This window comes from Pantoea sp. JZ29 (genome assembly GCF_035190385.1).
In the GTDB taxonomy this organism is placed as follows: Bacteria; Pseudomonadota; Gammaproteobacteria; order Enterobacterales; family Enterobacteriaceae; genus Pantoea; species Pantoea stewartii.
This window is the reverse complement of record NZ_CP045241.1, coordinates 3,777,371-3,790,146: the sequence shown is the minus strand read 5'-3', so window position 1 is coordinate 3,790,146 and position 12,776 is coordinate 3,777,371. Positions and strand designations below refer to the sequence as shown.

General features: G+C 55.5%; 9 protein-coding genes. 4 read left to right on the top strand and 5 right to left on the bottom strand.

Annotated features, from left to right (window positions below):
- Positions 1 to 134 precede the first annotated feature (134 nt).
- Positions 135 to 1,277: an alpha/beta hydrolase-fold protein gene (locus GC090_RS17570; RefSeq protein ID WP_054634693.1), complete on the top strand. Its 1,143-nt coding sequence runs from the start codon at positions 135 to 137 to the stop codon at positions 1,275 to 1,277.
- 616 nt (positions 1,278 to 1,893) lie between these two features.
- Entirely contained in the window at positions 1,894 to 2,574 is a 681-nt protein-coding gene (locus GC090_RS17565; RefSeq protein WP_033740146.1) for an EAL domain-containing protein, read from the top strand.
- 83 nt (positions 2,575 to 2,657) lie between these two features.
- Here GC090_RS17565 and GC090_RS17560 read toward each other — a convergent pair whose 3' ends face one another.
- On the bottom strand, positions 2,658 to 3,725 hold the full coding sequence (locus tag GC090_RS17560) for an AraC-like transcriptional regulator QhpR (RefSeq protein ID WP_033740338.1): 1,068 nt from the start codon (positions 3,723 to 3,725) through the stop codon (positions 2,658 to 2,660).
- Between the two features lie 138 nt (positions 3,726 to 3,863).
- Complete coding sequence (locus GC090_RS17555; RefSeq protein ID WP_058708680.1) at positions 3,864 to 4,868, bottom strand: phosphotransferase enzyme family protein; 1,005 nt, start codon at positions 4,866 to 4,868, stop codon at positions 3,864 to 3,866.
- A 244-nt stretch (positions 4,869 to 5,112) separates the two neighbouring features.
- On the opposite strand from GC090_RS17555, the gene eat reads away from it, so the two are divergent.
- Both eat and GC090_RS17545 read left to right on the top strand, forming a co-directional pair.
- Positions 5,113 to 6,477 carry an ethanolamine permease gene (gene eat, locus GC090_RS17550; RefSeq protein WP_033740149.1) on the top strand — a complete coding sequence of 455 codons (1,365 nt, stop codon included), beginning with the start codon at positions 5,113 to 5,115 and terminating at the stop codon, positions 6,475 to 6,477.
- Positions 6,478 to 6,540: 63 nt separating this feature from the next.
- Complete coding sequence (locus GC090_RS17545) at positions 6,541 to 7,881, top strand: aspartate aminotransferase family protein (protein WP_039338818.1); 1,341 nt, start codon at positions 6,541 to 6,543, stop codon at positions 7,879 to 7,881.
- A 163-nt stretch (positions 7,882 to 8,044) separates the two neighbouring features.
- Here the strand turns inward: GC090_RS17545 and GC090_RS17540 are convergent, their stop codons facing one another.
- The 3 genes from GC090_RS17540 to kduD form a co-directional block, all read right to left on the bottom strand.
- Positions 8,045 to 10,552: a hypothetical protein gene (locus GC090_RS17540; protein WP_324020567.1), complete on the bottom strand. Its 2,508-nt coding sequence runs from the start codon at positions 10,550 to 10,552 to the stop codon at positions 8,045 to 8,047.
- Positions 10,553 to 10,582: 30 nt separating this feature from the next.
- Complete coding sequence (locus GC090_RS17535) at positions 10,583 to 11,662, bottom strand: beta-galactosidase BglB (RefSeq protein WP_324020566.1); 1,080 nt, start codon at positions 11,660 to 11,662, stop codon at positions 10,583 to 10,585.
- Positions 11,663 to 12,005: 343 nt separating this feature from the next.
- Positions 12,006 to 12,767 (bottom strand): 2-dehydro-3-deoxy-D-gluconate 5-dehydrogenase KduD, encoded by a 762-nt coding sequence (gene kduD / locus GC090_RS17530; RefSeq protein ID WP_039338815.1) that lies wholly within the window; start codon positions 12,765 to 12,767, stop codon positions 12,006 to 12,008.
- Positions 12,768 to 12,776 lie beyond the last annotated feature (9 nt).

Genomic DNA, 12,776 nt, shown 5'->3' with positions numbered 1-12,776 from the left:
TGCGCTTTTTGCGACGCTATCACCTCGCTTCCCGGAGAAAAAATGTAATAAATACCGCGTGATCAATTCAATTATCGGGACGCAAAATGAAGAAAAAATTAACCTGTTTATCCCTGGTGGCCGGAAGCCTGCTGATGGGATATGGATCCGCACTGCTTGCCGCACCGTTACCGCAAACCCCGGATACTCACATCCCCGTGAGCCGCTATATCACCGCGCTGAATCCCGATCACTCCATTACCTTTCGCCTGTTTGCGCCCGCCGCGAAGCAGGTTGCTGTGGTCACGGGGGCCACGCCGCTGAGTCAGCAATCCCATGATATGAAAAAGGACAGTGCCGGCATCTGGTCGTGGACCAGCGAGCCGCTGAAGCCCGATTTATATGAGTACTATTTTGATGTGGATGGTTTCCGCACGCCGGATACCGGCAGCCGCTTTACCAAACCGCAGCGCCAGGTGAACACCAGTATGATTCTGGTGCCGGGCAGCATTCTGGATGAGCGTAACGTGGCGCACGGCGATGTGCTGACGCTGACGTATCATTCCACCGCACTGAAATCCGAACGTCAGGTCTTTGTCTGGGCACCGCCGGGCTATAAGGCAGACGGTAAACCGTTACCGGTGCTCTACTTCTATCACGGTTTTGGCGATACCGGGCTGTCCGCCATCTCGCAGCTCCGCCTGCCGCAGATTATGGACAACCTGCTGGCCGAAGGCAAAATCACGCCGATGCTGGTTGTGGTGCCCGATACCGAAACGGACATCGTGCAGGCCATTCCTGAAAACTTTCCCCCAGCCGACCGTCGCAAAGACTTTTATCCCCTCAATGCCGCCGCCGCCGATAAGGAACTGATGCAGGACATTATCCCGCTGGTGGAAAAGCGCTTTACCGTCAGTCGCAAACCGGCAGACCGGGCGATAGCCGGACTGTCTCAGGGCGGCTATCAGGCGCTGGTGTCAGGCATGACGCACCTGAACGACTTTGGCTGGCTGGCCAGCTTTAGCGGCGTGACCACCAGTACGGTGCCGAATGAGGCTGTGACACGCCAGCTGAGTCAGGCGCAGGCGGTGAATAAGCAGCTGAAAAACATTACGCTGGCGGTGGGCGATAAAGACATCGTGACCGGCAAAGACATTGCCGGACTCAAAGCCGAGCTGGAAAAGCAGGGCGTAAAATTCCATTACACTCAATATCCGGGGTTGGGGCATGAGATGGATGTCTGGCGACCTGCGTATATCGAATTTGTGCAGCAGGTGTTTAAACCGCAGCAGCCATAGTCAGGCCCGATCCCTTCCTGTGACGGTGATTCAGGGCAGCATTTACGGAATCACCGTTATTCACAGCATTCTTCCCCGGCGACGCTAAACAACGTCGCTGAAATACCCTGCACATTCTTTAAAAAGCGTTTTTATTTATTTCTTCAGCTTGCCGTGTCAGGTAAGTAAAAAATCACTGCCCATGTCGATAGTAAATGCTGCAAACGCCGTATGGGAAAAATCTGCGTCAGCCATTTTTCAAAATGATCGGTATTGATGTATTTAAGTTACCCGTTAACCGGATGCGGCAATATTATCCTTTTTATTTTTTCTCACTGTCTCCATTTTTCACTGGTCTGCAATGCTTAATTCTTAGCACGCGAAGGATACAGGCGCGTTGAGCTGCGGGCAGGAAATGGGGTCAATACCTTGTGCAGCAGGCGTTGTAAAAGGCTTCGCAATCCGGGCCAGCATAAAATAAAGATTTTAATTCCTGAAACCTTATTAAATAACAAGGGATTAACGATCAATCTTTTAATTTTGATAGGTTAAATCATAGCTTAACCCGATAAATAACATTTGATTGATAGTCTGTAGCGATCAATAATCACGCTACTTCATCGCGTTGAATCAGAGCATGGGAATGGAAATCCACAATCTCGATAATAACAACCGTGCCTGGTGGTTCATTGCTGAACCTGTCGTTAACAACGCGTCGACATTAATTGCCGTAGAAGTTCTGACGCGATTCGCCGCACCGGGAACCCCCTGTTTTCATATTGCGAAATTAAATAAACAACAGAAAATAAAGCTGTTACGAGAACAACTTTCCTTAATCGATAAGAAGCGTCATTTTTTTGAAGAAAACCAGTTGCTGTGTTCTGTAAATGTCGATCTGGAAATGGCTTTTGCGCTGCTGGAAGAACGGGATATTGTTGAGCTCGCCACAGCGCACTCTTTTCTTCGCATTGAAGTCGCGGAACACTTTCCCGATCTTGCGCAGGGATTAAATAATCCCTTACTCCGGGAATTACATAATAAATACACGTTATGGCTGGATGATTTTGGCAGTGCGGCTTCCCACTTTCCCTGTTTACAGCGTGGAATGTATGAAGCCGTGAAAATGGATAAGCATTTTTTCTGGCGGCATCAAAACAGCCCCGTCTGGCAAGCCACGCTGGCGGAAATTAAACACTATTGTGAATTTATTATTGTAGAAGGCGTCGAAACGGCGCAACACTTCGAATTCGCCAGACCGCACGCTGCGGCATTTCAGGGCTATTTGTTTGAGGCGTTTTTATTCGATACGCTCGCGTAACCGCTCAGCGATAATTCATACCGGGTTTTCTTTCTTTAATAAGAAAGGCCCGCATAATGCGTTGGCCAGACAGCCTGATGCTGTCAAAGAAAAACCGTGCCCTGCGATTTACGGCAGTCGCGTGGGCTACAACCGAACCAGCGGCGAAAGGCGCGTGAGAAGGCGCTGACTTCAGAATAGCCTAACAGCAAGGCCATTTCAGAGACCGACAGATGGTGTTGTTTCAGGTAATGCGTCGCCATCTCTTTACGGACGCTGTCGACCAGGGCGGAAAAACTGGTTTGCTCATCGCGCAGTCGCCGCTGTAACGACCAGGCAGACAGTCCCTGTTTTTCGGCGATAATGTCCAGTGAGGGTTCGCCATTGAGTAGCTGAAGGTGAATGTCGGTGCGGGTTTGATTAACGGTATCCTGAATGATGACGGGCGGGCTGAGCCGACGGATCGCATCCTGCATCACCAGCAGCAGCATGGGATCGTGATCCGGCATTTTGCGGCCCAGATCCGTTTTGGCGATGATCATCGAGTTAAAGGGCTGATCGAAATAGACCGGCGCATCAAAGACTTTACAGTGTTCGTGCCAGTGCTCAGGGCGCGGATGCTCGAAATGCACTTCACGCGGTGCCCAGTGGCGTCCTGCCGCGTGGCGAATCAGGTTAAGAAACATGCCTAACGTCAGTTCCGCATCCTGACGGCGCTGCAGAATCGCGCCGTGACGCACCTGATAATCCAGCTGCCAGCAGTCGCTGCGCTCCGTCAGACGAATACAGGTGTTGTGTTGATGGTAGGGAAAGGCATTGACCACGTTTTGCAGCGCCTGTTCCAGCGTGGCCGAGCACAGACCAATATAGCCAATCAGACCCAGAGACTGTGGCCGGAACTGATGACCATACTGTAAACCGAAGTTGTCCACGCCCGCCTGGCTGGCCGCTTCTTCCAGCACCCGACAGTAATTGACCAGGTCCAGGCTCAGCGTCGGGCAGGCGAGCGTATCCGGATCGATCCCGCTGATGCCGAAAATACGATCCACATCGCCACCCTGGGCGTTAATGAAATCACCCAGTCCCGTCGCGGCGGCCGACAGGACGCCACGGTGACTGCTACCCGCGCTGGACATGGCCGTTATGGCGGCCTCTGGAAATCTGCTGGTCATGATGTTTTCCGCCTGCAACTGAACATTGTTAGCTTCTGCAAGAAACATACCAGCCGTCAGGCACCAGTTAACAGGCACTTAGCATCGCCCCCGTGAAGATTGCACCGCGATCTGTCATTCAGGCACCGCCAGAGTGCGCTAGACGCCAATCGGCAATCGGGCCCCTTCGAGATAGCGGTGGCACAGGCGTACCGTGTCGTTCGCCCAACCGTCGCCCAGGCTGCGCGCCATTTCTGTTTCGCGATGGGAAGCGACCCAGGCGGTCAGCTGAATGCGGCGCTGAATCAGCATAGACGGGATCATCGCCAGCTCCTCATCGCTGACGTGCGCCACCTGTTCGTAGCCGTTTAGCCAGTTTTCCACCCACTGTGGGGCGCTGGGATGATGTTCGACAAAGCTGATCGCGGCGGCAAGATCGTGCAGATACCAGCCCATTCCGCAGTCATCAAAATCAATGACCCGCGTTTCGCCTTTGTGTACCAGCAGATTGGTCAGGCGCAGGTCGGCGTGAATCAGACCATAGCGGTCGGGCGACTGGCCAAACGCTGCCATCTCACGGCCGACATGCGACAGCGTTTCTTCGATCACGCCATGTTGTGATGGCGCTAAACCGGCCACATCGCGCCAGTCACCCCAGTGACCTGTGGGGGAAACCATCGTGTGATGATCCCAGACGATACGGCGAAAGGTTTGTGGCTTTTGCCAGCGCCGACTGTGGTGGTGGAGCTGCGCGGTGATGCGGCCTAACTGGCGAAAGGCGGCCGGATCGACCGCATCGGTGAGCATCTCGCCCTCGATCCAGTGAAACAGCACAGCATAGCGTTCACTGCCGTCCGGCAGCGGCAGCGTCTGAATGCGGTTATCGTGCCCGTCGCGCACCGCCACCGGCACGCAGATGTCTGCGGCCTGAAGCGCATCCAGCCAGTGCAGCTCGCTTTCAATATCCTGCTTAGCGTGGTAATCGCCGCGGTGAATACGTAACGCGTACCGGCCCTGCGGCGTGCTGACAGACAGGGTGGCGTTCTCGGAACGGCACAGAAGTTTGACCTCTGCGTGCAAACAGGCCGGATACGCCTGCAACGCCTGGTGGGCAAGCTGAAGAATGCTGTCGTTCGTTAAGGTGTCATATTGCTTAATGCTCATGTCTGTCTCCCTTTCTCTGCGTGTGGAGGCAGCATGGCGCTGAACCGGCCCGGCGCGCTTGACCTGAGAGCAGGCAAAAATTGACTTCGGCAGAGGCGTCACAACCCGACCCGGGTCAACTTGACCCCAGCCGACGTGTTTCTGTTTTCTGCGGTCAAGTTTTTCTGTTGCGGCTGTGTCCATCATCTACTCGTCAGCTTTTTAGGCATCGCCTTTTCACTTTACACAGACGGGGAACGCAGTGATGAAAGAGAAACTGAAACCCACCCTTGGTACCCTGCAACTCTGGGGCATCGCTGTGGGACTGGTTATATCGGGAGAATATTTCGGCTGGAGCTATGGCTGGGGAGCCGCGGGTACGCTGGGTTTTCTGGTCACGACGTTTTTTGTCGCCGCCATGTACACCTGTTTTATCTTCAGCTTTACCGAACTGACGACCGCCATTCCGCAGGCCGGAGGACCGTTTGCCTACAGTCGCCGTGCTTTCGGTGATACCGGCGGGCTGATTGCGGGCATTGCCACCTTAATCGAGTTTGTGTTTGCGCCCCCGGCCATTGCTATGGCGATAGGCGCCTACCTCAATGTGCAGTTTCCGGAAGTGAATCCTAAGCTCATTGCGGTCTGTGCCTACCTGATCTTTATGGGACTGAACATCATCGGCGTCAGCATTGCGGCAACCTTTGAGCTGCTGGTGACGCTGCTGGCGGTGATTGAACTGCTGGTGTTTATGGGCGTGGTCGCGCCGGGCTTCAGCCTGACGAATTTTGTCGCCCATGGCTGGGCAGGGCAGGATACGTTCTCTCTGGCCTCGGTATCCGGGATGTTTGCCGCCATTCCTTTTGCCATCTGGTTTTTCCTTGCCATTGAAGGCGTTGCCATGGCAGCCGAAGAGGCAAAAGACCCACGCCGGACCATTCCCCGCGCCTACATCAGCGGTATTTTAACGCTGGTGGTGCTGGCGATGGGTGTCATGGTGTTTGCCGGAGGGGCTGGTGACTGGCGTACGCTGTCAGGCATTAACGATCCGCTGCCGCAGGCCATGAAAATGCTGGTCGGTAACGATTCACGCTGGATGCACATGCTGGTGTGGATTGGCCTGTTCGGCCTGATTGCCAGTTTCCACGGCATTATCATGGGCTATTCGCGTCAGTTCTTTGCGCTGGCGCGGGAAGGTTATCTGCCGCCTTCACTGGCAAAACTGTCGCGCTTTAATACGCCGCACCGGGCGATCCTGGCGGGCGGTGTGGTCGGCATTGTTGCCATTTTCTCTGACGGCATCAGCTTTCAGGGAATGAGTCTGACCGCCGCGATGATCACCATGTCGGTGTTTGGGGCGATCGTCATGTACATCATGAGTATGCTGAGCCTGTTTAAACTGCGTCGCACGGATCCGACACTGGCACGTAGCTACCGTGCACCGGGTTATCCGGTGATCCCCGCCATCGCCCTGTGTGGCTCGGTGATCTGCCTGATCGCGATGCTGTGGTTTAACCCGCAGATCGGCGCGCTGTTCGTGGGCTTTATGGTGGCGGGCTATCTCTACTTCCTGACCACGCACTCCCGCCGCGGTGCTGTCGCGCAGCGCTCTGTTGCCGCAGAAACCGATTAACGTTTATACCCGCCTGGCGGTGCGTAACGCGCCGCCGGGCAGCACAAAGACCAAGGAGTCACGATGACGGTACGTTCAACCATAATGGATACCAACAGCTTTCGTGCTGAAAACGCGGAAACGCTGGCACCGGACATTCGACAGCTGACCGATAAGCGCAGTCAGGTACTGGGCGAGTCCTATCGGCTGTTTTACCGCAATCCGGTGCATCTGGTGCGCGGAAAGGGCCAGTATCTGTGGGATAAGGCGGGCAATCAGTATCTGGATATGTATAACAACGTTGCCAGTATTGGTCACTGTCATCCGGCGGTCGTGGATGCCGTACATAAACAGATGATGCAGTTAAACACCCATACGCGCTATTTGCATGAGTCGATCCTTGCGTACAGCGATCGCATTCTGGCCACGATGCCGGCCGAGATCGATCGGGCCATGTATATGTGTACCGGATCCGAGGCAAACGATCTGGCGATCCGCATTGCCCAGTGCTGGAGCGGTGGTACGGGCATCATCGTGTCCAAAGAAGCCTATCACGGCACCAGTGCGCTTACCTCCGGCGTTTCGCCCGCGCTGGGCAGCGGTCAGCCGTTATCACCGCATACACGGCTGGTGGCCCCGCCTGACTTTTATCGCATTCAGACGGCGGATCAGGGTGCCTGGTTTGCGCAGGAAATTCAGAAGCAAATCGATGATATGGCTGCGCACGGCATTAAATTTGCGGGGTTCCTGGCCGACTCGATTTTCTCGTCAGACGGCGTTTTACCCGGTCAGCCCGGCTTTTTAAAACCGGCGATTGATGTGGTGCATCAGAATGGCGGCATTTTTATTGCCGATGAAGTGCAGCCTGGCTTTGCCCGCACCGGCGAGGCGTTCTGGGGCTTTGCCCGACACGGCGTGGTTCCGGATGTCGTGACTACCGGCAAACCGATGGGGAACGGCATTCCGGTCTCGGGGCTGATGGCGAAAGCGCCGGTCATGGCGGCGTTTAGCGATGCGCTACCTTACTTTAATACCTTTGGTGGTAACCCGGTCTCCATGGCGGCGGCGCACGCGGTGATGGATGTCATTGAACAGGAAGCACTTCAGGCGCACAGCCTGAAAACCGGCGCTGCACTGCTGGCGGCGCTGCAATCCCTGCAGGCAACGTATCCGTGCATCGGTGAAGTCCGTGGGGCAGGGCTGTTTATCGGCTTTGAGCTGGTGAAGGACAGAGAAAGCAAAGCGCCTGACAAACGTCTGGCACTCGATCTGGTGGAGGCGTTACGTGAGGCCTTTGTGCTGACCTCCGTTGCCGGACCATACGGTAACGTGCTGAAAATCCGCCCACCGCTCTGTTTCCAGACGCACGATATCGACTGGGTGGTCAGTGCCATGGATCGCTGCCTGAGGAAATTACAGAGCTGAACGCCATCCCAAAAAACAGGGACCACGCAGACGGAACGCAACCTGTCTGCGGCATACAGGCCCATCCGTTTGCAGCGCCAGAGAAAAATCTTCTGGCGCTGAGCTTCCTGTCCTTTACGTGGCCGCGCAGGCCTGGCAGCCGCCGGGCCTGCGCATTCTCAGCTTAAGCGTGGGCGCCCGAAGGCAACTCCAGTTCATGGCTTTCCCCCGCAAGGGTCCAGCTGTCAGGATCCAGCAACCGGCCCTGGCCAAAGACACAACCATTCGGCTGGAAGAACACGTCGCCGTAAAGGGGATCGTTCACGCAAATCGTGCCGTCCTCACGCTGTTCGACACTAATCTGGGCGAAGCGCGAGTCAAATTCTTCCAACGTGCTGAGTTGCGGATCGTCATTCAGACGAATCAGCCAGAAGGTCTCTTTTCCCGCTAAGCGGGCTTCACAGTGCTGCGCGGGACCGCGGGTTGTCAGCCGGAAAGGCTGGTTGCCCGAGATTTGCACCATGCCGTTACCGCTGCGGAGCAAAATGCGTTGCTCACAGACGCGCATCTCATCGAAATAGCGCTGCGGCAGCCAGGCATGGGTAAAATCGGGCTGATCGTCATGAACGTTGAACATCACGATGGCCAGGCCACGATATTGCTGAACGCGCGGCAATGTGCCACATCCTCCCCAGTACGAAGGGCGACCAAAACCGCCGTGCAGCTTTTCGCCCGGATGATTGATCCAGATTTGCGCCTCAGGCACGTCGCCAATCCTTAAATGAATCGGGGTTTCCTGATAACCCCACTCGCCCCAGCGGTAACCGGCAAGCGAACCCATAGCCGCGTGGCGGGTTTTATAGTGATAAAGGCGGGCAATGCGGTTTTTCCCCTGAGCAAAATACCATTCCTGCGCGGTGTCACCCTGCCAGCAGGCGACCTTTGCCTGGCCGGGCGGAAGGGGTAATTTTTTCTGCTGCAACAGCAGGGCCAGCTGCGGCAGGGCATGGAAGCGGCAGCCGTAGTAACCTTTTCCCCACAGCAGGCGAGAGATCGCCGACAGCTCCAGCGAGCGGCCTGCGCACAGCGTGTGCTCATAGGAACGTCCCTGCGAGGCGGTCAGCATGCCCTGATGTGATGAGCGGGCGAGCTGCTCCAGCAGGCGCAATATGGCCCGCTGGCTGCGCGTCACGATGTCCGCATCTTCTGCCAGGGCGGCAAGGGCGCTCAGACCTTTCAGGTCTATCGGGAAGTACGGTGCCGAATTCCACTCGGCCATCTCGCACTGCTCGAAATGATCGAGCCAGGCCCGCACGCGCGCCAGACCGGCTGCGGCCTGCTCACGGCCCGTTCGCCCAGATCGGATAAACGTCGCGTCAGGAAAGGCGCTGCCTGCCAGGTATGCGGCGGTATGAAACAGCAGGGCATGATTTTCTGAGAAGTACCACTGCACGTCATTACCCGGTTCATCCATCCAGTAGCGGAAGCCTAAAATGGCCCGATCGATTTTTTCCCGTGTGGCGCTGGCCAGGCGATCGGCCCACTGGATCCGACACCAGAGCAGCGGCACCAGGGTAAAGTCGGCGCAGTCGTGACAGGCTTCAACGGAAGGCAGAACGCCTTCCAGCATCGACTGGGTTTCCGCGTCATCCATCCCGCAGGCTAAGCGTGCCAGCGCTTTTACACTGCTGTACTCGCCGTGCAGCGCAACGTGCCTCAGGGCTTCTTCTGCCCTGGCTGCCAAAGTGTCAGGCACCTGCGCCTGGCGTTCAGCGTGGCAGATTTCGACGCCCAGCGTGCGGGTGATGTGGAAAGCGCCTTTTTTCAGGCTGACAGCAAAACGGCGAAAATCGGCGGGCAATGTGTCGCTCTCGGCGAGCGTGACGGCCCCTTCGCCTTTCTCCAGAACGGTACGAAGCCGCACCGGCTCATCCAGCGAAATAAAATCGCCGGAAACCAAAACGTTCAGATCGAAAGTGTCTGGCGCAGGGGACGGGAAACACAGGCGAACCGGCCCCTGCGTATAAGTCGGTTGTTCAAATGCCATCCCTTCCAGCATCGACTCCATATGCCGCACCTGTTCTGCCTCCGCCGGCACCGCCAGCGCAACCTGCAGCGGATCCCCCTCGACGTAATCCAGCTGGAAAAAGAAGCGGACATCGCGTTCGGCCAGATCGTCAAACCAGATGCGAAGCGTATTTAACCCGGCCTGAAGGTTAAGCGTAAATTCAACCTGGCTTTCCAGGTTGCGCTGATAATCGGCCAGCCAGGCAACCTCCTCGCCGTTCAGGGTGACCAGTGCTGCGCCACAGGTGGTCAGGCGAAAACGACGGCTGCCGGGCGCGGCTGCGACCAGAGCGGTTTCGGCCTGTGCGCCAATGCGGGTGGCGCGAAACCAAAACCCCGACAAATCGACCCGATCGGACCCAAAAGGAAACCACCAGTTTGTCAGCGTGCGGTCGCCAAACGGACAGGGTTTTTTGCCGGCGAACTGTTTTTGAAATTCAGTACGGCAGGGATAGGTATGCGGAATAAAGTTTTTATGTTTGCTCAGAAAGAAAAAAGGATCCATCTCGCCCGACATGGGAACATCATCCACGTCATAGGGTTGTGAAGCCACTGCCGAGAGCTGCCAGTAGCGCACAGCATCTCGTTGTTGCAGCGGAAAGTGACAATAGGTTGTCTGCGTCATAATTCGATTCTCCTGGTGTCAGCGTTATTATTATTTTTGGATGTGCCTTAACCCTTCGGTCAGGCATAAGATGGCCAGCGCCTGACCGTAGCCGGTCGGCTGAAGCGGAATGTCTTTATAAAATTGCAGGGTTCTTCCCATGCGGGTGCCATAAGACACATTGTGCACGGTGCCCTCGTCATCAATATTTCGCTGCACGGCTTCCAGCGCGCGCAACCCTGCCTGTAACCAACGGTCATCGCCATAGCCCAGACGCGCGCCTTTTAACAGCCCATAGCCAAACCCGGCCGTGGCCGAGATTTCTTCGTAGCTGTCGGGATGATCGAGTAGGGTGTGCCACGCGCCCTGCGGGGATTGCAGATCGATGAGGGTATTCACCTGCGTTTTCAGGCACGCCAGCAGATAGTCACGTACGCCACCGCGAAGCGCGGTCAGTTCCAGAAATTCAATAATGCCAACGGTGATCCAGGCATTGCCGCGCGCCCAGCGGGCGTGAGCAAAATTATTCTTCTCGGCGAAGCTCCAGCCGTGAAACCATAAACCGGTTTGCGGATCGTTAAGATAGCGGGCATGCAGTAAAAACTGACGCACGGCTTCATCCACCAGTTCCTGCCGCCCGGCGACCATGCCGTAGTGGCCAAGAAACAGCACCACCATAAACAGCGTATCATCCCAGATTTCCATGGGATTAATGCCGTCGGATACGACGTGCTGAAACCCGTCCTCCGGCGTACGCGGCAGCGCGGTCATTACCCTGTTGGCCCAGTGATCCAGCACCGCTTGATACTGAGGATCACGATTGTGAGCCCACAGCAGCGACAGCGGCAGCATCGGTGCCGTGGTATTAATATTTAAGGGCGGCAGGCCTTTCTGAATATTATTCTGGAACCAGGTCTCAATAAGCTGGTAAATATCTTTGCGTTGCGTGAGTTCCCATAACCGGACGAGGCCAAATAATCCCACGCCCTGCGGCCATTCCCAGTTGGCGAAGGAAATATAATCTCCCGCGGTGCCATCAATATTGGGTTCGTTAAATCGTCCTTCGTCTTTTAGCTGAGTAAAACCCGTCAGTAACAGATTGAGTTGATGCTCAATAGATTGCGTAGTCATTGTTATTCCTGTGTTTTATCATTATTCCATGGTGATTATTTTTCATGCCTGGCCCTCGCGGTTTACGCGATAATCGTCAGCTTCAAATGGCTGTGTTTAATGCTGTCCGCCCAAAAGGCGTAAACGTTTCATGTAAAAAACAGCGTCCTCTTTTATTGATGCCATTATTACGTGGTGCGAACCTTACCCGTTTTTACGCGCGACGATTTAACACCGATATAAACTGTGTTGTTTAATCCTTGACATTTAAATACGCGTAACAAGGGCCCGAATATAATTTCCGCGCTGAGTATCAGTGATGCGTAATAACACCGCCACACAGATGGCGATGAGCGTATGCTGGTTAACGTGCCAGCCAGCCGCCATCCACGGCCAGGGTATAACCATTGATATAGTCGGATGCTGGCGAGGCGAGAAACACCACTGGCCCCATGACATCGTCCGGCTGTCCCCAGCGCCCGGCCGGAATGCGATTCAGAATGTCAGCATTACGCTGCGCATCGGCCCGGAGTTGCTGCGTGTTATCGGTAGCCATATAGCCCGGTGCGATAGCATTCACGTTAATCCGGTATTTGGCCCACTCGTTTGCCAGTAACCGCGTGATGCCCATGACGCCGCTCTTTGATGCTGTATAGGACGGAACACGGATCCCACCCTGAAACGACAGCATTGAGGCAATATTGATGATTTTGCCGCCGCTGCCCTGTGCGATAAAGTGTCGGGCCACGGCCTGAGACATAAAGAACAGACTCTTAATATTCAGGTCCATCACATCATCCCAGTCTTGTTCACTGAAGTTGATGGCATCCTCACGGCGAATCAGTCCGGCGTTGTTGACCAGGATATCGATACGACCAAAGTGGGCAACCGCGCTGTCCAGCAAGGCAGGGATCGCGTCAATCTTGCGCAGGTCGGCTTTCAGGCTCAGGAAACGTCGCCCCAGTGCGGTAACACGCGCCTGGGTTTCATCGGGCTCAACCTGGTTAATGCCTACGATGTCGCAGCCTGCCTCCGCCAGACCTATCGCCATTCCCTGGCCCAGGCCGGTGTTGCAACCCGTGACCACCGCGACGTTACCGTGTAGAGAAAATGTGTTCAGTATCATAATGATTCC